Annotated in this window: 21 protein-coding genes; 9 read left to right on the forward strand and 12 right to left on the reverse strand. The window is 65.4% G+C overall.

Annotated features, from left to right (window positions below; all coding sequences use genetic code 11):
- Positions 1-48: 48 nt before the first annotated feature.
- Positions 49-3,648, forward strand: coding sequence for a transcription-repair coupling factor (mfd, locus tag N2K98_RS04950; RefSeq protein WP_255866234.1), 3,600 nt, complete (start codon positions 49-51; stop codon positions 3,646-3,648).
- 8 nt (positions 3,649-3,656) lie between these two features.
- Here the strand turns inward: mfd and N2K98_RS04955 are convergent, their stop codons facing one another.
- The 3 genes from N2K98_RS04955 to deoC all read right to left on the reverse strand — a co-directional run bounded on the left by N2K98_RS04955 (position 3,657) and on the right by deoC (position 4,893).
- Positions 3,657-3,794: a hypothetical protein gene (locus tag N2K98_RS04955; RefSeq protein ID WP_255798601.1), complete on the reverse strand. Its 138-nt coding sequence runs from the start codon at positions 3,792-3,794 to the stop codon at positions 3,657-3,659.
- A gap of 133 nt (positions 3,795-3,927) precedes the next feature.
- Entirely contained in the window at positions 3,928-4,179 is a 252-nt protein-coding gene (locus N2K98_RS04960; protein ID WP_146363517.1) for a hypothetical protein, read from the reverse strand.
- Between the two features lie 39 nt (positions 4,180-4,218).
- Positions 4,219-4,893: a deoxyribose-phosphate aldolase gene (deoC, locus tag N2K98_RS04965; RefSeq protein ID WP_227924335.1), complete on the reverse strand. Its 675-nt coding sequence runs from the start codon at positions 4,891-4,893 to the stop codon at positions 4,219-4,221.
- Positions 4,894-5,412: 519 nt separating this feature from the next.
- Here deoC and N2K98_RS04970 point away from each other — a divergent pair.
- The 3 genes from N2K98_RS04970 (at position 5,413) to N2K98_RS04980 (ending at position 8,653) form a co-directional block, all read left to right on the forward strand.
- Complete coding sequence (locus tag N2K98_RS04970) at positions 5,413-6,441, forward strand: hypothetical protein (protein WP_255866235.1); 1,029 nt, start codon at positions 5,413-5,415, stop codon at positions 6,439-6,441.
- A gap of 164 nt (positions 6,442-6,605) precedes the next feature.
- The gene (locus N2K98_RS04975; RefSeq protein ID WP_255866236.1) at positions 6,606-7,082 is read left to right on the forward strand and encodes a DUF7793 family protein; all 477 of its coding nucleotides are present in this window, start codon (positions 6,606-6,608) and stop codon (positions 7,080-7,082) included.
- Entirely contained in the window at positions 7,079-8,653 is a 1,575-nt protein-coding gene (locus N2K98_RS04980) for a putative bifunctional diguanylate cyclase/phosphodiesterase (RefSeq protein WP_255866237.1), read from the forward strand. The genes N2K98_RS04975 and N2K98_RS04980 overlap by 4 nt, the downstream gene beginning before the upstream one ends.
- A gap of 15 nt (positions 8,654-8,668) precedes the next feature.
- Here the strand turns inward: N2K98_RS04980 and N2K98_RS04985 are convergent, their stop codons facing one another.
- The 3 genes from N2K98_RS04985 to N2K98_RS04995 are packed head-to-tail and all read right to left on the reverse strand — an operon-like array spanning position 8,669 to position 11,860.
- Positions 8,669-9,226, reverse strand: coding sequence for a dihydrofolate reductase family protein (locus N2K98_RS04985; protein ID WP_255866238.1), 558 nt, complete (start codon positions 9,224-9,226; stop codon positions 8,669-8,671).
- A gap of 18 nt (positions 9,227-9,244) precedes the next feature.
- Positions 9,245-11,011 (reverse strand): phospho-sugar mutase, encoded by a 1,767-nt coding sequence (locus tag N2K98_RS04990; protein WP_255798608.1) that lies wholly within the window; start codon positions 11,009-11,011, stop codon positions 9,245-9,247.
- 48 nt (positions 11,012-11,059) lie between these two features.
- Positions 11,060-11,860, reverse strand: coding sequence for a purine-nucleoside phosphorylase (locus tag N2K98_RS04995; RefSeq protein ID WP_255798609.1), 801 nt, complete (start codon positions 11,858-11,860; stop codon positions 11,060-11,062).
- Between the two features lie 91 nt (positions 11,861-11,951).
- Here N2K98_RS04995 and N2K98_RS05000 point away from each other — a divergent pair, with 91 nt between their 5' ends.
- Complete coding sequence (locus N2K98_RS05000) at positions 11,952-13,358, forward strand: NAD(P)H-quinone dehydrogenase (RefSeq protein WP_255798610.1); 1,407 nt, start codon at positions 11,952-11,954, stop codon at positions 13,356-13,358.
- A gap of 176 nt (positions 13,359-13,534) precedes the next feature.
- Entirely contained in the window at positions 13,535-14,962 is a 1,428-nt protein-coding gene (locus tag N2K98_RS05005) for an MFS transporter (protein WP_255866239.1), read from the forward strand.
- A 106-nt stretch (positions 14,963-15,068) separates the two neighbouring features.
- On the opposite strand, the gene N2K98_RS05010 is transcribed toward N2K98_RS05005, so the two are convergent.
- Complete coding sequence (locus tag N2K98_RS05010; RefSeq protein WP_255866240.1) at positions 15,069-16,871, reverse strand: acetyl/propionyl/methylcrotonyl-CoA carboxylase subunit alpha; 1,803 nt, start codon at positions 16,869-16,871, stop codon at positions 15,069-15,071.
- Between the two features lie 629 nt (positions 16,872-17,500).
- Here N2K98_RS05010 and N2K98_RS05015 point away from each other — a divergent pair.
- The gene (locus N2K98_RS05015; RefSeq protein ID WP_255866241.1) at positions 17,501-18,103 is read left to right on the forward strand and encodes a hypothetical protein; all 603 of its coding nucleotides are present in this window, start codon (positions 17,501-17,503) and stop codon (positions 18,101-18,103) included.
- Positions 18,104-18,556: 453 nt separating this feature from the next.
- Here N2K98_RS05015 and N2K98_RS05020 read toward each other — a convergent pair whose 3' ends face one another.
- The 5 genes from N2K98_RS05020 to N2K98_RS05040 form a co-directional block, all read right to left on the reverse strand.
- Positions 18,557-19,192: a Maf family protein gene (locus N2K98_RS05020; protein ID WP_229952398.1), complete on the reverse strand. Its 636-nt coding sequence runs from the start codon at positions 19,190-19,192 to the stop codon at positions 18,557-18,559.
- Positions 19,193-19,286: 94 nt separating this feature from the next.
- Positions 19,287-20,681 (reverse strand): dicarboxylate/amino acid:cation symporter, encoded by a 1,395-nt coding sequence (locus N2K98_RS05025; protein ID WP_255798614.1) that lies wholly within the window; start codon positions 20,679-20,681, stop codon positions 19,287-19,289.
- A 172-nt stretch (positions 20,682-20,853) separates the two neighbouring features.
- Complete coding sequence (locus N2K98_RS05030; protein ID WP_455423604.1) at positions 20,854-22,560, reverse strand: DUF885 domain-containing protein; 1,707 nt, start codon at positions 22,558-22,560, stop codon at positions 20,854-20,856.
- A 68-nt stretch (positions 22,561-22,628) separates the two neighbouring features.
- On the reverse strand, positions 22,629-22,862 hold the full coding sequence (locus tag N2K98_RS05035; protein ID WP_255866243.1) for an acyl-CoA carboxylase epsilon subunit: 234 nt from the start codon (positions 22,860-22,862) through the stop codon (positions 22,629-22,631).
- Positions 22,859-24,448: an acyl-CoA carboxylase subunit beta gene (locus N2K98_RS05040; RefSeq protein ID WP_255798667.1), complete on the reverse strand. Its 1,590-nt coding sequence runs from the start codon at positions 24,446-24,448 to the stop codon at positions 22,859-22,861. Before N2K98_RS05040 ends, N2K98_RS05035 begins: the two co-directional genes overlap by 4 nt.
- A 472-nt stretch (positions 24,449-24,920) precedes the next feature.
- Between N2K98_RS05040 and N2K98_RS05045 the strand changes: the two genes are divergently transcribed.
- The gene (locus N2K98_RS05045; RefSeq protein ID WP_255866244.1) at positions 24,921-25,778 is read left to right on the forward strand and encodes an SDR family oxidoreductase; all 858 of its coding nucleotides are present in this window, start codon (positions 24,921-24,923) and stop codon (positions 25,776-25,778) included.
- 80 nt (positions 25,779-25,858) lie between these two features.
- Positions 25,859-26,725 carry a biotin--[acetyl-CoA-carboxylase] ligase gene (locus N2K98_RS05050; RefSeq protein ID WP_255866245.1) on the forward strand — a complete coding sequence of 289 codons (867 nt, stop codon included), beginning with the start codon at positions 25,859-25,861 and terminating at the stop codon, positions 26,723-26,725.
- Positions 26,726-26,729: the final 4 nt, after the last annotated feature.

The raw sequence follows: 26,729 nt of genomic DNA on the forward strand, positions 1-26,729 counted from the left end.
TGTGGACTTCGGGTATTTGCGTTGCCGTCATGAAGGAGAAAACACCCCATGAGCCTGAACGGACTGCGTGCCGCCCTCGCTGAGGACCCCTCGTACGCAAGGGTGCGGACCCTCTCCTCCCGGCCGCCCGCAGGCCGCAGCGAAGACCTGCAGATCGGGGCTCCGCAGGGCATGCGTGCCGCCCTGCTGGCTGAAATCGTGGACGGGCTGGCCGCGGCGGTAACCGGCGACGGCATTCCGCCGGTGGTGCTGGCCGTGACGGCGACGGGACGCGAGGCGGAGGACCTGGCGGCCGCCCTGCGCAGCTATCTTCCACTCGCCGGCATCGAAGAATTCCCCAGCTGGGAAACCCTGCCGCACGAGCGGCTGTCCCCGCGTTCGGATACCGTCGGACGGCGCCTGTCGGTGCTCCGCCGTCTGGCGCACCCGGAAACCGCTCCGGTGCAGATTGTGGTTGCCCCGGTGCGCGCCGTGGTCCAGCCGCTGGTTGCCGGACTGGGCGAACTCAAGCCGGTGGCGCTGAAGGTCGGCCAGGAACAGCCCTTCGACTCCGTGGTGCAGGCGCTGTCAGAGGCCGCCTATGCGCGGGTGGACATGGTCTCCCACCGCGGAGAATTCGCCGTTCGAGGCGGCATCCTTGACGTTTTCCCGCCCACCGAGGACCACCCCATCCGCATCGACTTCTTCGGCGACGAAGTGGATTCCATGCGCTGGTTCGCGGTCGCAGACCAGCGGACCCTCACCGGGGAGCACATCACCCACCCCTCCGAGCTCTACGCCCCGCCCTGCCGCGAAATCCTGATCACGCCGTCGGTGATGAGCCGCGCCGCCAAGCTCAAGGACCAGATGCCGGCAGCCTCGGACATGCTGGAAAAGATTGCCGGCGGCATTGCCGTGGAAGGCATGGAATCCCTGGCTCCGGTACTGGTGGACTCCATGGTCCCGCTGATGGGCGAGCTGCCTCGTGGATCCATTGCCGTGGTCATCGAGCCGGAGAAGGTCCGGGCCCGTGCGCACGACCTCGCCGCCACCAACGAGGAGTTCCTGGCCGCAGCCTGGGCCACGGCGTCCGACGGCGGTGCGGCGCCCCTGGACCTTTCCGCCGGGCTGGCCTCGGACCTGGACGCCGCAAGCTTCCGTTCCCTGGCTGATACGCGCACTGCCGCGCACGCCAATGACGTGGCCTGGTGGTCCATCACGTCCTTCAACCCCGACGACGAAACCGTCCTGGACATCGACACCCTGACCATCAATGCCCGTGAACCGCGCGGCTACCGGGGCGACGTAGCGGAAATGATGGAGTTCATCGGCAGCCGTGTCCGGGACGCCTGGCGCGTGGTGGTGGTGACCGAGGGGCCGGGCCCGGCCTCCCGCCTGGCCGAACTGTTCCGGGAGAACGACATTCCCGCAGCGCTGGTGGAATCCCTGGACGAGGAACCGCGCCCCGGCGTCATCGCCATCACCACGGCCAGCGCCGGCCGGGGGTATGTCTTTGACACCCTCAAGACCGGGCTGCTGACCGAAGCGGACCTGCTCGGCCGCGCCAGCACCTACTCCACCCGCGACATGCGCAAGATGCCCTCCAAACGGCGCAACGCCGTCGACCCGCTGCAGCTGCAGGAGGGCGACTTCGTGGTGCACGAGCAGCACGGCGTGGGCAAGTTCATTGAACTCATCCAACGCGCCACCGGTGCCGGCACCAGCAAGACAGTGCGCGAGTACATGGTGCTTGAATACGCGTCCTCCAAGCGCGGGGCGCCGGGGGACCGGCTGTTCGTCCCCACCGACCAGCTGGACCAGATCACCCGGTACGTGGGCGGTGAAACCCCTGTCCTGTCCAAGATGGGCGGCTCCGATTGGGCCAAGACCAAGAGCCGGGCACGCAAGGCGGTCAAGGAGATCGCCGGGGAGCTGATCCGGCTCTACTCCGCCCGGATGGCGTCCAAGGGCCATGCCTTCGCAGCGGACACCCCGTGGCAGCGTGAACTCGAGGAAGCCTTCCCCTATGTCGAGACCCCGGATCAGCTGACCACTATCAACGAGGTCAAGGCGGACATGGAGCGGGAAGTGCCCATGGACCGGCTGGTCTCCGGCGATGTGGGCTACGGCAAAACCGAGATCGCGGTGCGTGCAGCGTTCAAGGCCGTGCAGGACGGCAAGCAGGTAGCAGTGCTGGTGCCCACCACCCTGCTGGCCCAGCAGCATATGGAGACCTTCGCCGAACGCTTCTCCGGCTTCCCGGTCCGGGTGGATTCGCTCTCGCGCTTCCAGACCGCCAAGCAGGCCAAGGCAACTATCGAGGACGTCAAGACCGGCTCGGTCGATGTCGTCATCGGCACCCACCGCCTGCTGTCCCAGGAGGTCCAGTTCAAGGACCTGGGCCTGGTGATCGTGGATGAGGAGCAGCGCTTCGGCGTCGAACACAAGGAAGCGCTGAAGAAGATGCGCACCAACGTGGACGTGCTGGCCATGAGCGCCACCCCGATTCCCCGCACCCTGGAAATGTCCCTCACCGGTATCCGCGAGACGTCCACCCTGGCCACCCCGCCGGAGGAACGCCATCCGGTGCTCACCTATGTGGGCCCCTACACGGACAAGCAGGCCTCCGCCGCCATCCGCCGCGAACTCATGCGCGAGGGCCAGGTGTTCTTTGTCCACAACCGGGTGTCCTCGATTGACCGGACAGCCGCGCATCTGCGGGAACTGGTGCCGGAGGCGCGGATCGCCGTCGCCCACGGCCAGATGAGCGAGTCCAAGCTTGAGCAGATCATCGTGGATTTCTGGGAGAAGCGCTTCGACGTGCTGGTGTGCACCACCATCATCGAAACGGGCCTGGACATCTCCAATGCCAACACCCTGATCGTGGACCGTGCGGACCACTTCGGGCTTTCACAGCTGCACCAGCTGCGCGGCCGGGTGGGCCGCGGCCGGGAGCGGGCGTACGCCTACTTCCTGTACCCGTCGGAGAAGCCGCTGGGCGAGGTGGCGCTGGAACGGCTGAAGGCCGTGGCCACGCACAACGAGCTGGGGGCCGGCATGCAGCTGGCGATGAAGGACCTGGAGATCCGCGGTGCCGGCAACCTGTTGGGCGGGGAACAGTCCGGCCACATTGCCGGCGTCGGCTTTGACCTGTACATCCGGCTGGTGGGCGAAGCCGTGGCCGATTACCGGGGCGAGGCCGAGGAGAAGGCGGCCGAAATGAAGATCGAGCTGCCGGTCAACGCCCATCTCCCGCACGACTACGTTCCGGGGGAGAGGCTGCGGCTGGAGGCCTACCGCAAGCTGGCGTCTGCGCTCACCAACGAGGCGATCGACGAAGTGCTGGCCGAACTGGTGGACCGTTACGGCGAGCCCCCGCAGGAAGTGAAGAACCTGATCGATGTTGCCCGCTTCCGGGTGGATGCACGTGCCGCCGGCCTGACCGACGTCGCGCTGCAGGGCAACTTCATCAAGTTCGCACCGGCGGACCTGCCCGAATCGCGGACCATGCGGCTGCAGCGGATGTATCCCGGGGCGCTCGTGAAGCCGGCGCTGAACGCCGTGCTGGTACCGAAGCCGAAGACCGCCCGGATCGGCGGCAGGGATCTGGTAGACGCCGAAATCCTGGCCTGGGCCAAGCAGGTGCTCGATGCCGTGTTCAAGGAGTAAGTCGGAGGCTAGCCCGTCACCGCAATGACGAAGACCGCGGCGGCGGCCACTACGCAGGAGGTCAGTACCGAGTAACCGACGAGGACGATGCGTTGCTGCAGGGCCCGGTTCCGGCGCCACTGCCTGCGGGTCATGGTAGTAGTCATAAACCGAATGTAGGGACGGTGGGGCACGGCGGCGAAGAGTAGGACACACCTGCTTAGCCCCGGCGACTACTCAGTTAAACAGTGATGCACCCCAGCCCGCGGGCTGGGGTGCATCACTGTTTACGCAGGAAGACTACTCGTTGTGTGAGTAACCCTTGGCCAACTCCGTGGTGGTGTCGGAACGCCCGATGCTGAACGCAACGAGGTACATGCCGGTGGCGGCGACCAGCAGAATGGCCATCGGCCACACGTTGTCCAGGGTCAGCCAGTTCACCGCGTAGATGGCGCCGAGGAAGATGGCGAACATCACGGCAAAGATGAGGATGTTGCTGACCAGATGGCCCTCGCCTGAGTGTGAAGGCTGCTTTGACCGTGTTCCAACCATGAAGTTCTCCGTTTCAAAAAGTGTCAGTAGCTATGCCGGTCAGTAGTCCGACGTGGCTTTGCTTCCATTAACAATAGCGATTCCGGAGCTCGCTCCGATACGCGTGGCGCCGGCGTCGATCATTGCCTGTGCATCTTCGAGCGAACGGACGCCGCCGGAAGCCTTGACGCCGAGGTCCGGGCCGACGGTGCGGCGCATCAGGGCAACGTCTTCGGCGGTGGCTCCGCCGCCGTTGAAACCGGTGGAGGTTTTCACGAAGTCGGCTCCGGCTTCGACGGAAGCCTCGCAGGCCAGGACCTTCTGCTCATCATTGAGCAGCGAGGTTTCGATGATGACCTTGAGGATGCCGCCGGCGGCGTGCACGGCGTCGGCTACAGCTGCGATGTCGCGGACCAGGGCTGCACGGTCTCCGCGCCGGGCTGCGGCGATGTCGATGACCATGTCGATCTCATCGGCGCCGTCCTGAAGCGCGCCCTGGGCTTCGAAGACCTTCACCTCGGTGGTAGTGGCTCCCAGCGGGAAGCCGATAACCGAGCAGGTGAGCACTCCGCTGCCCTTCAGGGCGTTGCGGACGGTGCCGACCCAGATCGGGTTTACGCAGACGGACTTGAACTGGTACTCAGCGGCTTCGGAGCAGACCCGGAGGATGTCGTCGCGGCTGGCCTCGGGTTTGAGGAGCGTGTGATCAATATACGAGGCAATGGGTGTAGACATGGGATCTATCTTGCCACAGGGCAGTGCTGCCGCGTGGTCGAGATCACGGTGGTGGCGGTGCAGTAACGGGCGGGTGTGGGACCAAGTGCAGCCCGAACGTCAGAGGCCCGGATGCCACGCACCCTCGCGTCGCACCCGGGCCCTTCAGCTTTCTGAGGTGATTAGCCGTGCGGCCACATGCTAAACGGCTTTGCCGTGCTGCTGGTCGGGGAAAGCGGAGCTGCCGAGGCTGAGGCTGGGGCTGCCACGCCTGCTCCTGCAATGACTGCGGCAAGTACCAGTGCTGCACCGAGTTTCTTCATTTTTTGCTCCTAAATTATCCGGTCGATCTCGACAACTGGAGTATAGCTATATATTCGGAGGTCCTTCCTCCTGACTGAGCCTTTTGCAGGAAACCATCGGATAAGTTGATCCTTGGACGCTGAGGAGCAACGTCCCCTAGCTTTCGCGATATTTATGCGGTGGAGTGACAATGAGCTTCAGTGCATGCAGGTTCTTACTACGAGAAGGTGCTCGGCCATGGATAGCAATGCGGTGCTTGTATTGAACGAATATCGTGCAAATCAAGCCAAGGGACGGCGAGACTTTGCCCTCGCGATAAGCCATTCCCGAGTTGCAGCCGAGGCGGCGACACTGGCGAACGACAGCCGGAGCTTCTGCCGCATGACCTTCAATGTGGGCGAAATCCAATTGGAAATGGGCTTAATGGAGGATTGCATCGAAACCTGCACGTCACTGCTCACGACCGCTGCTATCAAGGAGTACGCAGACTATGAATCACGTGTCAGAGTGCTCATGACCAGGGCGTTACATGACTTGGGCCAGATGGAAGAAGCGCTGTCGGCTGCGCGTGAAGCATCAAACCTTCCTATGCAGGAACTTTCCTCAGATAGCAGGCTCAGCGTCCAGCATGTCCTCATTGCGGCATTGGCTGAAGACGGAGATACCGAAGGTGCGTGGCAGGAAGCCATGCGGCTGATTGAAATGTTGCCCACAGAAGCGCCCCCTCGGGTGGCAGGCATGGCCTACTGGACAGTAGGCAATGCGGCGTTTTTGTCCGGAAGGGTTGATGAAGGATTGAATTACCATCGCTTGGCAGCGGATTCCTTCAGCCTCCTGAACGACGTAGGTGTTTGGGCGCTGTTCAATAAGGCTTCAGCCCACATGCGATTGGTGGCCGGACTCGTGCAGCCGGAAACCGGAGAATGTCTCGATCGGGCAGAAGTGGCCTTTGGTGTTGCAGGGGTGACGGAAATGGACCGGTTGGAAATTGCCATCACGCGAGCGTGGTGGGAGCTGGAGTCCGGTAACGCGGTCAAAGCCGAGGAAACTCTACGTTCACTTGAAAAGCAGATTGCCGGTACCCACCTGTTCCTACAAGGACGGACGCTTTTAATGCTAGGTCGCTGTCTCCATGTCCTGGAACGGAAGAGCGAGGCACTGGAATATGCACAGCAAAGCGAAAAGATCCTCGGCCAGGTTGGTGCGGACGTGTTTGCATCCGAAGCGCGCGAACTCGTCACCGCAATCTCCAACACAGCCCTATAGTCCGGGCTTGAAATAAGTTGGTGGCTGCGATCCTCGATATTTAGGCGTTCAAGGCGCACAATACAAACAGAGCCACCGACGAAGCCGCCCACCAACTAAGGCGGCTGGCATAGTGAAGCATATTCCGCTGCATTGAGGTCCTGCGCGGCGACTTGGGGGAAGCAATGGCAAGACAGGAAACAGTGCAGCACAACAGCTCCGGAGCGCTCCGTGACAGCGTCTCGCTCAGCGTCCTGGAAAGTGCAGGTGCCGACCTTGAAGACGGGATTCAAAACCCTTCACCCCGCGCGGAGGCTTTGGTAAACCTGTCCGATGAGGGGCACCTTGAGTTAGTGCTGCCTGCCGGCGAGGTGATTACTGGTTCCATGGCTGTCGCTGCTGCCGAGAAGATCGATGAACTGGCGGCCGAGCACAGTCTCCCGCTGCTTCTGACGCTGACGGGTGTGGAATCCATTTCCCGTAGTGCCCGGGACGTCTTCAGCGCCGCGCGCTCCTTGGCAGCCGTCGCCGTCATCGGTGTTTCTCCGGTGGACCGGGTGATCGCGAATTTTCTGCTCGGCGGAGAGGTCCAGCCTTGTCCCACCCGGTATTTTTCGCAGGAAGGCGATGCTCTGAACTGGCTTAGAAGGTACGACACGTGATTCGTTCACAAGAGGGAGCCGGGGACCTGCCGGCGGACCCGCGCCTCGGCCAGATCGTCGAAGGCATTGTGAGGATCGCAGCGGGAAACCTCACGTCCCGGATTCCGGTTTCATCCGCTCGGGACCAGGTTGATGCCGTCAGCACGGGCATCAACCTCCTGGCAGCGGAACTGGACGACATGTACCAGGACATGGAGCAGCGGGTGGAGTCCCGCACGCTGGAACTCCGCGAAGCACACCAACAGGTGCAGCGAATGGCGCTTTCGGATCCGCTCACTGGACTGAGCAACCGGATTGACTTGATGCAGCAGGTGGAGCGGGCTCTGACGGACTGGCACGGTGGGGAATCCGCACCTGCCGTGCTGATGATTGATCTCGATGGTTTCAAGGAAATCAACGACGGATTTGGGCACAAAGCCGGGGATCTGGTGCTGCAGGAAGTAGCGGTCCGGTTGGTCGCCTCGGTGCCGGAGGGAAGCGTTGTAGCGCGGCTCGGCGGCGACGAATTCGCCGTCCTGCTCCCTGAGGTTGCGCGGCTATCGGCACTCGCGGCCGCGGAAGGGATCCAGGCTGCTTTGGGCGTTCGGACCGTTGTTGAGGGACTGGACGTCTGGCCCCGTGCGAGCATCGGCGTGCACCTGGCCGAAGCTGGGCAATCCGCCGAGGACCTGCTGCTCCGGGCAGACACGGCCATGTACGAGGCGAAGGAAAACGGCCCCGGCCTGGTGCGGCTATTCGAACCGGTAATGCTCTACGCCCGCCAACTGCGACGGGAAATGGCCGCTGACCTGCGCAAGGCCGTTGAACGCAGCGAGTTTCGATTGGTCTACCAGCCCGTCGTTGACCTGGTCAGCGGGCAAATGCAGGGTGTGGAGGTATTCCTGCGGTGGGAACATCCCACCCAGGGACTGGTCATGCCGGATATCTTCATTCCGCTGGCGGAGGAAAGCGGCGCCATTCTGGGGATCGGCCGCTGGGTGCTGCGGTCTGCCCTGGAGCAATTGTCTGCGTGGCGCGCGGCGGGTCAGGACCAGAACGGCTTCCATATCCGCGTCAATGTCTCCCCGTCCCAGCTGCAGAGCATGGACCTTGTCGACTACGTCCGGGCGCAGCTGCGGGAAACCGGCGCCGCGCCCGAGGATCTCACTCTGGAGATCACCGAGAGCGCCTTCGTGGGCAGCGGGGAAGTAGAGACCTATTCCTTGCGGGCCTTGAAAGCCCTGGGCGTCCGCTTGGAAATTGACGATTTCGGCACGGGCTATTCCTCCATCAGCTACCTGCGGCGCCTGCCGGTGGACACAGTCAAGGTGGACCGGGCGCTGATCGCCGAAATCAGCCGCGACGAAGGGCAGCTGCAGTTCGTGGACGCCGTCCATAGGCTTATCCAAGCCGCCGGAATGGAAGCCGTCTTCGAAGGGATAGAGACCCTGCAGCAGGCTGAACTGCTGCAGGACATGGGCTGCTGCAGCGGCCAGGGCTACTATTTCAGCCGGCCGCTCACAGCCGAGCAGGTGGGGACGCTCCTGGCCAGCGGCAGCCGCCTGCCGCTGGCCACGGCATTGCTGGCGTAACCGGACGCAGGAAGCTCAGTCCCGGACCCGGTACCGCAGGAACACGACGCCGTTGGCGAACCGCTTCTCCTCCAGCAGCTCCAGGTCCAGCCGCAAACCGTCCGGCAGGAACCGTTTCCCGCCGCCGACAATCACGGGGGAGAGCAGCTGCTGCAGCTCGTCAACGAGTCCCGCCTGCAGCGCCTGGCCGGCGAGGTTCGGCCCGCCCACGGACACGTCGCCGTCGGACTCCTCCACGAGTGCCCGCACGGCAGCGGGGCGAAACTCCCGTTCCAGCCGCGTGCGCGGCGCGGAGAGGCCGGTGAGGGTGCGGGAGAAGACCACCTTGTCCGCCGCCTGCCAGATCCGCGCGTAATCGTGGATGGCAGGCGGCTCGTCCTCAGCGGGAACGGTGTCCCAGTAAGCCATCACCTCATACAGCTGCCGGCCCAACAGGTGCGTGTGGACGTCGCGCTCCAGCCCGTTGACGAAGGAGTGGACCTCTTCATCGGGCATGCTCCAGTCAAAGGACCCGGACTCGTCCGCTATGTACCCGTCGAGCGAAGTGATGCTGGTGTAGATCAGCCGTCCCATGCCGGCCTCCCGCTTAGGTTAGAGTCCCAGGGCCTTCCGTACGTCCGCCAGCACTGCGTCCAGGGTTGCACGTGCGTTGGAACGCGCAGCCGGCAGCTCAGCCGCCGAACCGACGGGCTCAATCACCTCGAGATAGCACTTGAGCTTGGGCTCGGTTCCGCTGGGGCGAATGATGACCCGGGTGTTGTCACGGGTAATGTACCGCAGCCCGTCCGTGGGCGGCAGCCCGTTGGCGCCTTCGGAAAGGTCGACGGCGGTTTCCACCGGGGAGCCGGCAAAGGAGACGGGCGGGTGCTCGCGCAGCCGCTGCATCATTTCGGTCAGCAGGCCCAGGTTCTCCACCCGGACGGAGAGCTGGTCGCTCTGGTGCAGGCCGTGCTCCAGGGCCAGCTCGTCAAGTTCGTCAAAGAGGGTCCGGCCCTTCGCTTTCAGCGCCGCGGCCAGCTCGGCCAGCAGCAGGCCGGCGGAGATACCGTCCTTGTCCCGGACCAGTCCGGGGGCAACGCAGTAGCCCAGTGCTTCTTCGTAGCCGTAGGTCAGTTTCGGCACCCGGGAGATCCACTTGAAGCCGGTCAGGGTTTCCTGGTGCTCAAATCCTGCAGCGTCCGCGATGCGGGCCAGCAGGCGGGAGGAAACAATCGAGTTGGCGAAAACAACGCCGGAGCGGGTTTTCTCACCCCGTACCTTCCAGCGGCCGGCAGCGATCCGCCGGGCAATGTGGCGGCCCAGCAGGGCACCCACTTCGTCCCCGCGCAGCATGCGCCATTCGCCCGTGGCAGGGTCCTTGGCGGCGACGGCGGCGCGGTCGGCGTCGGGATCATTGGCAAGGACAAGGTCCGCGTTCCGCTCGGCGGCAAGCTTCAGGGCCAGGTCCAGCGCCCCGGGTTCCTCCGGATTCGGGAAGGCAACGGTGGGGAAGTCCGGGTCCGGCAGCGCCTGTTCCGGAACCAGGGTCACCGAGGTGAACCCGGCGCCGCGAAGTACGGCCGACATGGTTTCGCCGCCGACGCCGTGCATGGGCGTGAGGACGATGTCCAGGTCCCGGGCCGGGTAGCCCTCGCGGTGTGCCAGATTGTCCACGGCTCCGATGTAGTCAGCGATCAGCGACTCGGAAACTTCCGTGTAGCCGTCCGGTGCCAGCTCAATGGAGTCCAGCGGAACGGTGTAGTCGATCCGTGCCGCAATCTCGGCGTCGTACGGTGTGACGATCTGCGCCCCGCGGCCGGGGCCCTTGACCGTCCGGCCGCCCAGATAGACCTTGTAGCCGTTGTCGGCGGCAGGGTTGTGGCTGGCAGTGACCATCACACCCGCGTCCGTGTCCAGGGCACGCACCGCGTAGGCGAGCAGCGGCGTCGGAAGCGTGCAGGGCAGCAGGAAGGTTTCGATGCCGGCGGCACCGAAAACGGCAGCCGTTTCCAGCGCGAAGTCCTTCGACTTGTACCGGGCGTCGTAGCCGATCACGGCACTGGGGGTCCAGTTGTCGCCGGCTGTGTCCTGCAGGAAGGAGGCGATGCCGGCAGCGGTGCGCCGCACCACCACACGGTTCATCCGGCGGGAACCGGCGCCCAGCTCCGCACGCAGCCCAGCAGTTCCGAACTCGAGCGTGCCGGCAAACCGGTCCGCCAGGTCCGCCGCAGCTTCGTCTGCGCCGTCCGCACCGTCCGTGTCCGCGAGGGTGCGGAGGAGGGCGCGGAGTTCGCGGGCGGTGTCCGGGTCAGGGTCACTGTCCGCCCACGCGTGCGCGGCGGCGGTTAGTTCTTCGAGGTCGACGGGGATCAGAGTCATGTGGATACCTACTGTTGCTGGTGCGGGTAGCTGTGCGGCGGAGAGCTGCTAGATCTTGTTGATGATCTCGGCAAGCAGCTTGGAGATGCGCGGTCCGGCGGCCTGTCCCGCTTCCAGGACCTCGCCGTGGCTCAGTGCCACCGGGCTGATGCCGGCGGCCAGGTTGGTAACCAGGGAGATGCCGAAGACCTCCATGCCGGCGTGCCGTGCGGCAATGGCTTCGAGTGCCGTGGACATGCCGACCAGGTCGGCGCCGATGGTCTTGGCGTAGCGGACCTCTGCCGGAGTTTCGTAGTGCGGGCCGGTGAACTGGGCGTAAACGCCTTCATCCAGGGTCGGGTCCACGCTGCGTGCCACGTCCCGCAGACGGGACGAGTACAGGTCCGTCAGGTCTACGAACGTGGCGCCTTCAAGCGGGGAGGTGGCCGTCAGGTTCAGGTGGTCGCTGATCAGCACCGGGGTGCCCGGCGTCCAGTCGGGGTTGAGCCCGCCGCAGCCGTTGGTGAGGACCATGACCTTCGCGCCGGCAGCTGCTGCCGTGCGGACACCGTGGACGACGGCGCGGACGCCCTTGCCCTCGTAGTAGTGGGTGCGTGCACCCAAGACCAGAGCACGCTTGCCGTCGGTGGTGAGGACGGAGCGGATGGTGCCGACGTGCCCCTGCACGGCGGGGGCGGAGAAGCCCGGGATATCCGAGGCGGAAAGCGTTGCGGTGGTCTCGCCGATCAGTTCGGCGGCTTCTCCCCAGCCGCTTCCGAGGACCAGTGCAATGTCGTGGGAGGGTACGCCGGTGTGCTCTGCAATGTAGTCGGCGGCCTGCTGGGCAAGTTCAAATGGGTCGTTAGTCACTTAACAAACTTACAGCCTTGCCGGCCTGCCCAAGTCCGCGCCCGGTACCGCCGTTTGAGCGCCGTCACTCGATGGGACAGAATAGAGCCTTGTGACCACCCAACTAGATTTCACTGCCCGAAAACTTGCAATTCTCGGAGGCGGCCCCGGCGGCTATGAGGCTGCCCTCGTGGCGGCATCCCTCGGAGCGGACGTAACCATCGTGGAGCGGCAGGGACTGGGCGGCTCCGCCGTACTCACCGACGTCGTTCCCTCCAAGACCCTGATCGCCACCGCCGATGTGATGACGCGGATGAACGCGGCCCGGAACCTCGGCGTCGAATTCGGTGATGTGGCTTCTCCGGTCTTCGCCGACCTGAAGGTGGTCAATCACCGCCTGCTGGCCCTGGCCAAGGAGCAGTCCAACGATATCCGCAGCACCCTCGAACGTGCGGGCGTGAAAGTGAAGATCGGCAGCGGCCGGCTCCTGGACAACTCCACCATCGAGGTCACGGCCGACGACGGCACCGTGGAAACGGTCAAGGCCGAGGCGCTGCTGATTGCCACCGGCGCGAACCCCCGCGAGCTGGACACCTCGGTGCCCGACGGCGAACGGATCTTCACCTGGAAGCAGATCTACAACCTCACCGAGGTTCCCGAGCACCTGATTGTCATTGGTTCCGGCGTTACCGGCGCGGAATTTGCCTCCGCCTACAACGGGCTCGGCACCAAGGTCACACTGATCTCCAGCCGTGACCGGGTGCTCCCCGGCGAGGACGCGGACGCCGCCGTCGTTCTGGAGGACGTCTTCCAGGCCCGCGGCATGACCGTGCTCAGCCGGTCCCGCGCCGATTCCGTGAAGAACACCGGCGACGGCGTGCTGGTGACGCTTTCCGACGGACGCACCCTGGAGGGCAGCCACTGCCTCGTGGCCGTGGGTGCCATTCCCAACACCGCCGGAATCGGGCTGGAAGAGGCCGGCGTGCAGCTGGACGAACGCGGCCAGATCCGGGTCGACGGCGTCTCCCGCACCACGGCGGACAACGTCTACGCCGCGGGCGACTGCACCGGCGTGTTCAACCTGGCATCCGTGGCGGCCATGCAGGGCCGCATTGCCGTAGCGCACCTGATGGGCGACGGCGTGAAGCCGCTGAAGCTCAAGACCGTGGCCTCCAACATCTTCACCTCCCCGGAAATTGCCTCCGTGGGTGTCTCCGAGGCCGACGTGGCCGAGGGCCGCTACCAGGGCGACGTCATCAAGCTGTCCCTGCACACCAACGCCCGGGCCAAGATGATGGACGTCAAGGAAGGCTTCGTGAAGATCATTGCCCGCAAGGGCTCCGGCAGTGTGATCGGCGGCGTTGTGGTGGGGCCCCGTGCCTCGGAACTGATCTTCCCGATTGCCATTGCGGTCAGCCAGAAGCTGCACGTGGATGACCTGGCCAGCACGTTTGCCGTGTACCCGTCCCTCACCGGATCTATTTCGGAGGCTGCCCGGCGGCTGCACGTGCACCTGTAGGGATTACTCTTTTCTTTCCCGCGTCCGCGGCGGATTATCCGTCGCGGGCGCGGGATTTTTTCTGCCCGGATATCGGCGCTCCGAAACATTTGTCCATTATCTGGACACAAATCTCAAATAACGGACGCAAGCTCCTAGGATGTGGGTACTTCAATTCCTCTTGCGAAAGAGTTCCAATGTCTACTAAGAATCCCTCCGCGGCATCCACGCCGGCGCCGGTGCCGGCCAAGGCCAATTCCAAGGGCCGCGTGATTGTCGCCAGCCTCGTCGGCACCTCCATCGAGTTCTACGACTTCTACGTATACGCAACGGCTGCAGTCCTCGTCTTCCCCCGGTTGTTCTTTCCGAACGCCGAGGGGGTCACGGCCCTGCTGAGCTCGTTTGCCGTCTTTGGGGTGGCTTTCATTGCCCGGCCGCTGGGCTCCATCGTCTTCGGGCACTTCGGTGACAAGGTGGGCCGCAAGGGAACCCTGGTGGCATCGCTGCTGACCATGGGCATTGCGACGTTCCTCATCGGTTGCCTGCCGACCGCGGAAAACGGCTGGACGATCCTGGCTCCCGCAATGCTGGTGGTCCTGCGGTTTGCCCAGGGTCTGGCCCTGGGTGGGGAATGGTCCGGAGCGGCGCTGCTCGCCACGGAGAACGCGCCGGCCAACAAGCGTGCCGTCTGGGGAACCTTCCCGCAGCTGGGCGCGCCGATCGGGTTCATCCTGGCCAACGGCCTGTTCCTGCTGCTGAGCCTCCAGCTGGATGCCGAGCAGTTCGATTCCTGGGGCTGGCGCGTGCCGTTCCTGGCCAGCGCCATCATGGTGATCATCGGCCTGTACGTCCGGCTGAAGCTGGTTGAGACGCCGGCCTTCCAGAAGGTTGTGGATTCGGGAGAGATCAGCAAGCTGCCCCTGAGCCGCGCCTTCAAGTACAGCTGGCGCCAGATGATTGCCGGCACCTTCATCATGCTGGCGACGTATGTGCTGTTCTACCTGATGACCACCTTCACGCTGTCCTACGGGACTGCGGCCAAGAGCGAGGAAGCCGCCAAGGCCGCCGCGGACAAGGCCGGCAAGGCCTTCGACCCGGAGACCTTCACCGCCGGTCTGGGCTACGCCCGCAACGACTTCCTGATCATGCTGATTATCGGTGTGGTGTTCTTCGGGATCTTCACGCTCGTCGCCGGTCCGCTGGCGGAGAAGTTCGGACGCCGCAAGACACTGTTGGTTGTCACCGCCGGCATCTTCCTCTTCGGCTTCACGTTCTCGCCGCTGCTCGGCGGCGGAACCGTGGGAGTGATGGCACTGCTGATCATCGGCTTCACGCTCATGGGCCTGACCTTCGGACCGATGGGAGCCCTGCTGCCGGAGCTCTTCCCGACCAACGTGCGGTACACGGGCTCGGCCATTGCCTACAACTTCTCGTCCATCCTGGGTGCGGCCGTGGCTCCGTTCATCGCCGTCGCCCTGTGGCAGGCAGCGGACGGCAGCCCGTGGCTGGTGGGGATCTACCTGTCCTCCATGGCGGTGCTGACGCTGATCGCACTGTTCGTGACCAAGGAAACCCGCGACGTCGACTACGAAAACAATTCCAGTGAGGCCGTGAAGGTCCTCTAGACCGTTCAAGCACAGCAGGCCCGGTTCCCTCTGCGGGGACCGGGCCTGCTTTTTTGTATGCCTGTTGGGCTGCCGTTGCCTCGGGTTCGTCCGGGATCGTCCGGGATTAGTCCAGGATCGAGGCGATGACGGCGCCGGCGGACACCGTCGCGCCGGGCAGGGCGCTCAGGCCGGAGATGGTTCCGGACTTGTGCGCGGTCAGCGGCTGTTCCATCTTCATGGCCTCGAGCACCACCACGAGGTCACCCTCGCGGACCGCTGCGCCGTCCTCGACGGCCACCTTGACGATGGTTCCCTGCATGGGGGAGGTCAGGTCATCACCCGCGGCCGCGGTGGAAGCGCCTCCACGGGAACGCTTGCGGGACTTTCCGTTGCCGCGGGCGCCGTTGGGAGCGCCGGCTGCGGGGCCGCCAAGGCCGGCCGGGAGCACAACCTCGAGCCGCTTGCCGCCTACCTCAACGGTGACGCGCCGGCGCTCGTCGTCGTCGCCCGTTCCGGGTTCGCCGTTCCAGGCCGGGATGGTGTTCTCGAACTCGGTCTCGATCCAGCGCGTGTGGACGCCGAAAGTGTCCTCGCCGGTGAAGGCGGGGTCTGCGGTGACGGCGCGGTGGAAGGGGAGCACGGTAGGCAGGCCGACGACGTCGATTTCCGCCAGGGCGCGCCGTGCACGCTGCAGCGCTTCGCGGCGGGTGGCGCCGGTGACAATCAGCTTGGCGAGCATGGAATCGAAGTTCCCGCCCACGGTTTCGCCCGCTTCGATGCCCGAGTCCACGCGGACGCCGGGGCCGGTGGGCAGCTTGAACTCGGAGACGGTGCCGGGGGCGGGCATGAAGTTGCGCCCCGGGTCTTCGCCGTTGATGCGGAACTCGAAGGAATGCCCGCGCACTTCCGGGTCGCCGTAGCCCAGAGCCTCGCCGCGGGCGATGCGGAACTGTTCGCGGACCAGGTCCAGGCCGGTGACTTCCTCGGAGACCGGGTGTTCCACCTGCAGCCGGGTGTTGACCTCCAGGAAGGAAATGGTGCCGTCCTTGCCGACCAGGAATTCGCAGGTCCCGGCGCCCTGGTAGCCGGCTTCCTTGAGGATTGCCTTCGACGCCGAGTAGAGGCGGGCGTTCTGCTCTTCGGTGAGGAACGGGGCCGGGGCTTCCTCGACAAGCTTCTGGTTGCGGCGCTGCAGGGAGCAGTCGCGGGTGGAAATCACGACTACGTTGCCGTAGGCGTCCGCCAGGCACTGGGTTTCCACGTGGCGCGGGGCATCCAGGAAGCGCTCGATGAAGCACTCACCGCGGCCGAAGGCAGCCGTGGCCTCGCGGACGGCCGAGTCGAACATTTCGGGAATCTCTTCGCGGCTGCGGGCAACCTTGATGCCGCGGCCGCCGCCGCCGAACGCTGCCTTGATGGCCAGCGGCAGACCGTGGCGGTCCGCGAAATCCAGGACATCCTGGGCGGACTCGACCGGATCCTGCGTGCCCGGAACCAGCGGGGCGCCCACCTTGGCGGCAATATGCCGGGCCTGCACCTTGTCCCCGAGCGAGGAGATGGCGCTGGGGGAGGGGCCGATCCAGGTCAGGCCGGCATCGATGACGCGCTGGGCGAACTCGGCGTTTTCGGAGAGGAAGCCGTAGCCGGGGTGGATGGCGTCGGCGCCTGCGCGTGCGGCGGCGTCGAGGATCTTGTCCATGTCCAGGTAGGACTCGGCCGCGGTGCTGCCGCCCAAGGCGTAGGCCTCGTCGGCGAGGCGGACGTGCAGGGCGTCGCGGTCGGGATCGGCGTAAACCGCAACGGCGGCAATTCCCTCATCGCGGGCGGCGCGGATAACCCGGACCGCAATCTCGCCGCGGTTGGCAATGAGGATCTTGGTGAGTGCCTTGGCGGGGGTCGCAGCAGGCTCGGGGATGTTCTGGCTCATTGGTGCACTGGCTCCTTTTGATCTGTTCGGAGCCTAGCGCGGTTTTGTGGTCTCGGGCCATAATGCGTGCTGTTTCTGCGTGGGAACCGGCCGTTCGTTGTGGGGATTCTACAAAAGCCGGGAGCTCCTTGGGCGCGCGGCGGGGTCGGCAACTATCCCTCCACCGACGTCTACCCTTCCTCGTCCGGAGGTTCTGTTCCTCCACCGGCCAATGCTGACGGCGCGCTGCTCCCGGTAGCGCCCGCTGGGGGTGCGAACTCCGATGCCGAGTGGTTGATGGAGACATGAGATCTCCCAGTCCGCTCCCTGACGGGATGAATGGCACACCCTTCACTGTCTTGAAAGCCCAGGCACAGGGTGTCGGTGCGGAGCGGCTCCGTGCTTCTGACCTGAGGACTCCCAGCCGGTCCGTCCGCGTGCCCGCAGGAGGCCGGTTCTCCCTGGCTGAGAGCTGCCGCCCGTACGTGGAGTTGTTGCCGGACGCCGTCGTCAGCCATGCAACGGCGGCGCGGCTGCACGGACTGGTGCTTCCGCGGAGGCTGGCCGAGGAACCGGTGATCCATCTGAGCCGGCCTCCAGGGCGAGGGAAGCCAAGGAGACGGAATGTCGTGGGGCACCGTTTGGACCTAATGGCGCATGAGACGGAGGAGGTCCAGGGACTGCCTGTCACCAGCATTGCCCGCACGTGGCTGGATCTTGCCGGGATGTTGTCTCCGGAAGAGCTTGTTGTTATGGGAGACCAGATCGTCAGCGAGCATCAGCGGAATTTTGGAACGCCCCGTGTGGCGCTCGTGCAATTGGCGGATCTGCGCGAATTTATCAACGACAAGGCGAACAACTCCCATATCCGTAAATGCCGGACTGCACTGGACCTCCTCCGCGTGGGAGTGGATTCACCGCCGGAAACGCGGTTGCGGTTAATGCTGCTTGCTGATCCGGAGCTGCCCGAATTCCTTCCAAACGTTGCCATCTGTGATGCCGCGGGGGAGCCGCAGGTATGGACTGATCTCGGCTGCAGGGAATACCGGACCTGCTTGGAGTACGACGGCGTGCATCACCTAACTCCCGAACAGCAGGCCCGTGATCACTATCGGGATCTCAAGACGGCCGAGCTGGGCTGGATTCAGGTCAAAATAAGCAAAGCTGACTTCGCGCAGGGCCAGCACCGTATCAGGGCAAAGGTACGGAGAGGCCTGGCCCTGGCCGGGTGGCGCCCGGGTAGCGGCTCCTAGGGCTGCGGTTGTGCGGTGCTAGTACAGATAACGGGGTTTTGGGGCCCGGGTAAGCCCGTTATCTGTACAACGGTTGCGGTTGCGCGGTGCTAGTACAGGTAACGGGGTTCTGGGGCCGGGATAAGCCCGTTATCTGTACAACGGCTGCGGTCCTCGCCGGGGTAAGCCCGTTATCTGTACAACGGTTGCGGACCGGGCCGGGATAAGCCCGTTATCTGTACAACGGTTGCGGACCGGGCCGGGATAAGCCCGTTACCTGTACAACGGCTGCGGTTTCGCGGTGCTAGTACAGGTAACGGGGTTCTGGGGCCGGGATAAGCCCGTTATCTGTACAACGGCTGCGGTCCTCGCCGGGGTAAGCCCGTTATCTGTACAACGGCTGCGGAATGGACCCGGGTAAGCCCGTTATCTGCTCCGTAGATTGCCCCAGCACCGTCAAACGCGGCGCAGGAACTACTTCCAGAGGTCGATGATCCGCACGTCGGCGCTGGCCAGCAGCTGGCGCAGCGTCGAAACGGAAAGACCGACGACGGCGTGCGGGTCGCCGTCGACCCGCTCGATGAACGCCCCGCCCAGGGAATCGATAGTGAAGGAACCGGCCACCTGCAGCGGCTCGCCCGTGGCGATGTAGGCCTCGATCTCGTCCTCGGAAAGCTTCACGAAGTGCACCTCGGCGGAGGACACCGCCCCGAGGGTGGCCCCGGAACCGTCCTCGTCGGTGTCGCGGCAGTCCACCAGCCAGTGCCCGGTGTGCAGCACCCCGGAGGAACCGCTCATGCGGCGGATCCGCTCACGGGCGACGTCGGCCTCCCACGGCTTGCCGTGCGCCTCGCCGTCGAACTCGAAGACCGAATCGCAGCCGATGACCAGGGCGCCGTCGGCCTCGGGCAGGGACGCCACGGCTTCGGCCTTGGCGCGGGCCAGCAGCAGGGCCGTGTCGTGCGGGTCGGTCAGGCCGTAGCGGGCGGTGACGGCGTCTTCATCGACGTCGGAGACGAGCACGGTGTGGCTGATGCCGGCGTCGGTCAGCAGCTTGGTGCGGGCGGGGGACGCGGAGGCCAGGATGAGGCTAAGGTTCGGGTTGGTCACGGGTTCAAGCCTAGTGCCGGTGCGGACCGGCCCGGAAACCAAAAACGCCGGGCCGCCCCCGAAGGGACGGCCCGGCGTCGTACTGCAGGGAGGATCAGCTCTTGGACTCAACCAGCAGGGGAACCTCGATCTGCTCGGAATCGTCCGCGAAGGGATCGCCCTGGCGGCGTGCGTTGTACAGTCCGCTGTCCAGCAGTCCGTTGCGCCGGGCCACGAGGGTGGGGACCACCGTCTGGCCGGCCACGTTCACGGCGGTGCGGCCCATGTCCAGGATCGGATCGATGGCCAGCAGCAGGCCGACGCCGGCCAGCGGCAGGCCGAGGGTGGACAGGGTCAGCGTGAGCATCACGACGGCGCCGGTGGTGCCGGCGGTTGCGGCGGAACCCAGGACCGAAACCAGTGCAATCAGCAGGTAGTCGGTGAAGACCAGGTCCACGTTGAAGAACTGTGCCACGAAGATCGCGGAGACGGCCGGGTAGATGGAGGCGCAGCCGTCCATCTTGGTGGTTGCACCCAGGGGCACGGCGAAGGATGCGTAGGCGCGGGGCACGCCGAGGTTGCGCTCGGTCACTCGCTGGGTCAGCGGCAGCGTTCCCACCGAGGAGCGGGAAACGAAGGCGAGCTGGATGGCGGGCCAGGCGCCGGAGAACCACTGGCGGACGGAGAGGCCGTGGGCCTTGATCAGTGCCGGGTAGACACCGAACAGCACCAGGAACAGGCCGAGGTAAACGGTGAGGGCGAACATGCCCAGGGATCCGATGGTGTCCCAGCCGTAGGTGGCGACGGCGGTGCCGATGAGGCCGACCGTGCCAACCGGTGCGAGGCGGATGATCCACCACAGGACCTTCTGGATGACGGCCAGCGCCGAGGCATTCAGGGCCAGGAACGCTTCGGCGGGCTTGCCGACCTTGAGGGCGGCGATGCCGACGGCGATCGCGATCACGAGGATCTGCAGCACGTTGAAGCTGACGCTAGTGGTGACGTCACCGGACTCCGCCACCTTGGAGCTGGCACCGAGTCCCAGGAAGTTGGCCGGCACCAGTCCGGTCAGGAAGCCCACCCAGCTGCCCTGGCTGCCGTTGAACTCCTCACCCTGGCTCACGTCGGCGTTGTTGCCGGGCTGCAGGAAGAAGCCGAGCAGGATGCCGATGACAACGCTGATGAGTGCCGTAATGGCGAACCAGAGCAGCGTCTGCCAGGCCAGGCGGGCGGCGTTGGACACGGCCCGGAGGTTGGCGATGGAGCTGACCACGGCGGTGAAGATCAGCGGAACAACGGCGGCCTTCAACAGCGAGACGTAGCTCGTGCCGATGGTGTCCAGAGTGGTGGTGAGCCAGTTCGGCTCATCGTCAACGGTGCCCATTGACTTGGCCAGCAGGCCCAGCGCCAGGCCCGCAATAAGGGCGGCGATGATCTGCGGTCCGAAGGACGTTACCCACTTGGGCAGCCGCCGGGCGGGGGATTCAGGGGAGGAGGTCTGTGAGGTCACGGAAAGACTCTAGCCGTGCGCCATTATCAGAACTGCCTCAAAGTTGCGAAATGTGACGGACCGAAAAAGCTGCGGCAGGTACCTGGTGGTGGCCGGATCCGCGCCGTTACTGCCAGGAAACGGCAGTGGCCCGGGAAACTCCCCGGGCCACTGTGACTAAGATCGCAGGTGCTTACTTCCCAAGCAGGGCCCGCCGCAGCGTGTCCAGTCCCACGGAGCCGAGCTGCAGGGCCCGGGTGTGGAAAGCCTTCTCATCGAACGCCTCGCCCTCCCGGCTGCGGACCTCGTCGCGGATCTGTTCCCAGAGCCGCTGGCCCAGCTTGTAGGAGGGGGCCTGGCCCGGCCAGCCCAGGTACCGGGTGAACTCGAAGTTCAGCTGTCCCTCGCTGATGGTCATGTTCTCCTTCAGGAACGCGTAGCCCTTGTCGGCGGTCCAGGTGCCTTCGCCCCAGCGTTCCGGGATTTCCAGTTCGAGGTGGACTCCGATGTCGAAGACCACGCGTGCGGCACGCATCCGCTGCGCGTCCAGCATTCCCATCCGGTCGCCCGGGTCGCTGAGGTAGCCCAGCTGCTCCATGAGCCGTTCGGCGTACAGCGCCCAGCCCTCGCCGTGGCCGGAAACCCAGCAGATGTTCCGCCGCCAGTCGTTGAGCAGCCCGCGGGAGGCGGTCGCCGTCGCAATCTGCAGGTGGTGCCCCGGAACGCCCTCGTGGTAGACGGTGGTGGTTTCCTGCCAGGTGGTGAAGGTGTCCTCGCCGGCCGGCACGGACCACCACATGCGGCCCGGACGGGAGAAGTCGTCGCTGGGGCCGGTGTAGTAGATCCCGCCCTCCTGCGTGGGGGCAATCATGCACTCGATCCGGCGCATCGGTTCGCTGATCTCGAAGTGGGATCCGGACAGATCGGCGACGGCACGGTCCGCCAGGTCCTGCATCCAGGCCTGCAGCTCTTCGGTTCCGTGCAGCTGGCGTGCCGGGTCCTCATCGAGGATGCGCATGGCTTCAGCCACGGTGGCGCCGGGCCGGATCTGCTCGGCCACGGCTTCCTGCTCGGCGATGATGCGGTCCAGTTCCTCCACGCCCCACTGGTAGGTCTCTTCCAAGTCAACGGCGGATCCGAGGAACTGGCGGGACATCAGTGCGTAACGCTCTCGGCCCACGGCGTCTGCGGCAGGGGCCGCCGGAAGCAATTCCTCTTCAAGGAACGAAGCGAGGCTGGTGTAGGCCCGGCGGGCCGCGTCGGCGCCGGTCCGCAGGTCTGCGCGAAGTGAGGCGGGCAGCTCCGCGCCGCCGGGCAGGGAGGCGTTGGCGGCAAGGGCGTCAAAGAATCCGCCGTCCTCGGCATAGGCGGAGGCCTGCTCAATGACGATCTTCACCTGCCGGCGGGCGGCTGACAGGCCGCGTGCGATGCCGCTGCGCAGGCTGGTGATGTAGCCGGCGACGGCGTCGTCCACGTTGTTCAGGCGGCCCGCAATATGGTGCCACTGCTCCTCGGTGTCCGTGGGCATCAGGTCGAAGATGCTGCGGATTCTCTGCGCGGGGGAAGCAATGTTGTTCAGCTCCGCCAGGCCCCAGCCGGACTCGTGGATCTCCAGGTCCAGGCCGAGGCGCTCGTGCATGGCGTCAAGGGTCACGCTGTCGACGTCGTCAGCGGGCTGCAGTCCGTCCAGCCGTCCGAGCGTCTCCCGGACGGCTTCGGCCATGGACTCCAGACCGGCAGGCGAGTAGTCGCCGTATTCGGTTTCCCGGCCGGGGATGCCCAGGGACGTGGCGAGGGACGGGTCCAGCTGCAGGAGCGTGGCGGTGAAGGCATCGGCAACGGCGTCGATGGCGGTGGGCTGGCGTACCGGGGCACTGCTGGCAGCGGCGGACGCGGGCACGAAAGGAGGTGTCTGTTGGGTCACAAAGGTAGCCTAACCGCAGAGCGGCACGCCGGTCTTGTTTGTGACTAGCGGAAACTCCGCCGCCAGGACCCGGGCCCGGGCTTCGGGTCCAGGCGCAGGTTCCGCCGCCGTGCCCACGCGCGGTGGGCCGGGCGGACAGGAGGCAGGGGTGCGGTCTGTGCTCCCAACCCGGCGACGACGGCGGCCAGGGCCGCGAGTTCCTCGTCCGTCGGGGAGCCGGAAACCACCGAAAACAACGGCTCCGGAGCCGGTTCCGGAGCTGCGCCGTCGATGCTCACAGCGGCATGTTCCCGTGCTTCTTGGCGGGCAGGGATGCCCGCTTGTCCCGCAGCGCACGCAGGCCCCTGATCAGCTGCAGGCGGGTCTCCGAAGGGGCAATGACGGCGTCCACGTAACCGAGCTCGGCCGCCTGGTAGGGGTTGAGCAGCTCGTCTTCATACTGCTCGATGTACTGGCGCCGGACGTCCTCAACGTCCCCGCCGGCGTCGGCCGCTGCCTTGAGCGGTGCCCGGTAGAGGATGTTCACCGCACCCTGTGCGCCCATCACGCCGATCTGTGCTGTGGGCCAGGCGAGGTTAATGTCCGCGCCGAGCTTCTTCGAGCCCATCACGATGTAGGCGCCGCCGTAGGCCTTGCGGGTAATGACCGTCAGCTTGGGAACCGTGGCCTCGGCGTAGGCGTAGAGGAGCTTGGCGCCGCGGCGGATGATGCCCTGGAACTCCTGGTCCTTGCCCGGCAGGAAGCCCGGCACGTCCACGAAGGTCAGGATCGGGATATTGAAGGCGTCGCAGTTGCGGACAAACCGGGCCGCTTTCTCGGAGGCGGCGATGTCCAGGGTGCCGGCAAACTGCATGGGCTGGTTGGCCACGATGCCTACGGTGTGGCCCTCCATGCGGCCGTAGCCGATGATCACGTTCGGGGCGTACAGCGCCTGCATTTCCAAGAAGTGCCCGTCGTCCAGGACGGTCTCAATGACGGTGCGGATGTCATAGGGCTGGTTCGCGGAGTCAGGGATCAGCTCATCCAGGGCCAGATCGGCGTCGGTGGTTTCCGGATCGGAATCGAACGCGGTCAGCGGCGCTTCGGCCAGGTTGTTCGACGGAAGGAAATCGAGCAGTTCGCGCACGAACTCCACGGCGTCCTCTTCGTCGGAGGCGAGATAGGCGGAGGTGCCCGTGTTGGCATTGTGCTGCCGGGCGCCGCCGAGGGTTTCCATATCCACGTCTTCACCCGTGACTGTCTTGATGACGTCGGGTCCGGTGATGAACATGTGCGAAGTCTTGTCCACCATCACCACGTAGTCGGTGAGGGCGGGGGAGTAGGCGGCACCGCCGGCCGAGGGACCCATGATCAGTGAGATCTGGGGAACGACGCCGGAGGCGTGGACATTGTTGCGGAAAATATCGGCAAACATGGCCAGCGAGGCGACGCCTTCCTGGATGCGCGCTCCGCCGCCGTCCAGGATGCCGATCACCGGGCAGCCGTTGCGCAGGGCGAATTCCTGCACCTTGACGATCTTCTCGCCGTTGACCTGGCTCAGGGAGCCGCCGTAAACACTGAAGTCCTGGCTGTAGACAGCCACGGGGCGCCCGTCGACGGTGGCGTAACCGGAAACCAGTCCGTCGCCGAGGGGCTTCTTCTTTTCCATGCCGAAAGCCGTGGAGCGGTGCACGGCGAGGGCATCGAACTCCACGAAGGATCCCGCGTCCACCAGCAGGTCGATCCGCTCGCGGGCGGTGTGCTTGCCGCGGGCGTGCTGCTTTTCCACTGCCGCCTCCCCCGAGGGCATCGCTGCCAATGCCTGCCGACGCCGGAACTCGGCAATCTTGCCGGCCGTCGTATGCAGGGACAGGTCCTGGTCGATGCTCAAAGGGGCCTCCGGGTGCTTCAGTTCAGACGCTGCCGAGCCTTCGGGGGATCCCGGGGCTGAGGCAGTGCAGGGCGTTAAGTAGGTTCCGCACAAAATGCGTGACGGTTTACCCAGTCTAGTGAGCCGCAGCAGGGGGACCGAGTGTAGAAAACCTACAATTTCGTCTCCCGCCGGTTGGTCCGGCCCATTGAGCCCCAGGCCTGGTGTGCGTCACCCCGGGTTGTCAGGATCCCTGCACGTTTGTCCGGATCCCTCCGGGTTGTCCCCCCCCCCCCCCGCGTTGTCCGGATCCCTCCGGGTTGTCCCCCCGGTTTGTCCGGTTCCCTGCGCTTTGTGACAATCCCTCCGCCGCGCGGTGCAGGGATTGCCACAAAACGCGGGGATTACGACAAACTGCAGGGTTTCCCCTCCCGGACACGATGTTACCCGCTAGTAACATAGGAGTGAGGTGCATTACCCTGTGGCTATGAGCATCCCCAACAGCACCCCGGAAACGGCGTCCCGGTCCCTCGCCGGACGCACCATCCTGATGTCCGGCGGAAGCCGCGGCATCGGCCTCGCCATTGCCCTGCGCGCAGCAGCGGACGGCGCCAACATCGCCATGCTCGCCAAAACGGCGCAGCCGCACCCGAAGCTCGAAGGGACCGTCTACACGGCCGCCGAACAGCTGGAGGCAGCCGGCGGCAAGGCCCTGCCGATCATCGGCGACGTGCGCCGCGACGAAGACGTTGTCCGCGCCGTCGAATCCACCATCGAGCAGTTCGGCGGGATCGACATTGTCCTGAACAACGCCTCAGCCATCGACCTTTCCGGCACCGACGCCGTGTCGATGAAGAGCTATGACCTGATGGCCGACATCAACACCCGCGGCACGTTTATGCTTTCCAAGTTCTCCCTGGATGCCCTGCGCCGCTCCGGCAATGGCCACATCCTCACCCTTTCCCCGCCCCTGAACCTGGATCCCAAGTGGGCCGGCGGCTACCTGGCGTACACCATGGCCAAGTACGGCATGTCCCTCACGACGCTCGGCCTGGCCGAGGAACTGAAGAACGACGGCGTGTCCGTGAACTCGCTCTGGCCGGTGACCGGGATTAACACCGCGGCCATCCGCAACATGCCCGGGGGAGACAAGCTCGCCGCGGCCTCCCGCAGCGCGGACATCATGGCGGACGCCGCGCACGCGATCCTCACCCGTCCCAGCGGCCAGTCCACCGGCAACTTCTACACGGATGAGGAAGTGCTGCGGGAGGAAGGGATCACGGATTTCAGCCGCTATGCACCCGGCGTGCCCGCGGACAAGCTGATGCCGGACTTCTTCCTCTAACCTGCGCTGCCGGACCATGCGCGAAGGGAATGTCAGGGCGCCCGCGTAAGATCGGAAGAATGCAACTGCACTACTCCAGCATGGAAAGACCTGCCCTGGACCCCGGCCGCCTGAGGGCGGCGCTGGTGGCACCCAACGGTCCCTTCGCTGCGCTGGAAGTGGTGGAGGAGACCGGATCCACCAATACGGATCTGGCAGATGCTGCACGGCTGCGCCCCTGGGAGGTCGCGGACCTGACCGTCCTGACCGCCGAACTGCAGACGGCAGGCCGCGGCCGGATGGACCGCAGTTGGGTGGCTCCGGTGCGTTCCTCGCTGTTCGTGAGCGTGCTGCTGCGTCCGGTGAACCCGTCCGGGCGGCCCCTGCCCACAACCTCCTACGGCTGGCTGTCGCTGCTGGCCGCCCTGGCCATGGCCGAAAGCGTGGCCGCGCGCACCGGCGTCGAGGCCCGGTTGAAATGGCCGAACGATGTCATGGTGGACGGGCGGAAACTCGCCGGCGTGCTGGCCCAGTTGGTTCCGGCGTCCGACGGCGGCCCGCCGGCCGTGGTGGTCGGCGTCGGCCTGAACGTGAGCCTCACGGACGAGGACCTGCCCGTCCCCACCGCCACCAGCCTGTTGATGGAATATGCCTCCACTACGGACCGGAACATCCTCCTGCAGGATTACCTGTTGGCGTTGGCCGCCCGGTACCGGGCGTTCTGCTCGGTGGACGGCGACCCGGAAGCCGTGCCTGCCGGATCCCGGGAGTCCCTGCGGGACGAGGTGGCGGCACGACTGGGCACCCTGGGCCGGGGTGTGAGTGCGCAGCTGCCCGGCGGAAACGTCCTTACCGGACGTGCCGTTGCCCTGGCGCCGACGGGAGCGCTGGTCATTGTCGATGACGCCGGCGCCACGCATACCGTCAGCGCCGCCGACGTCGTACACCTGCGCCCCGAGCAGCCGTGAGGGC

The sequence above is a fragment of the Arthrobacter jinronghuae genome (assembly GCF_025244825.1).
GTDB classification, from domain to species: Bacteria; Actinomycetota; Actinomycetes; order Actinomycetales; family Micrococcaceae; genus Arthrobacter_B; species Arthrobacter_B jinronghuae.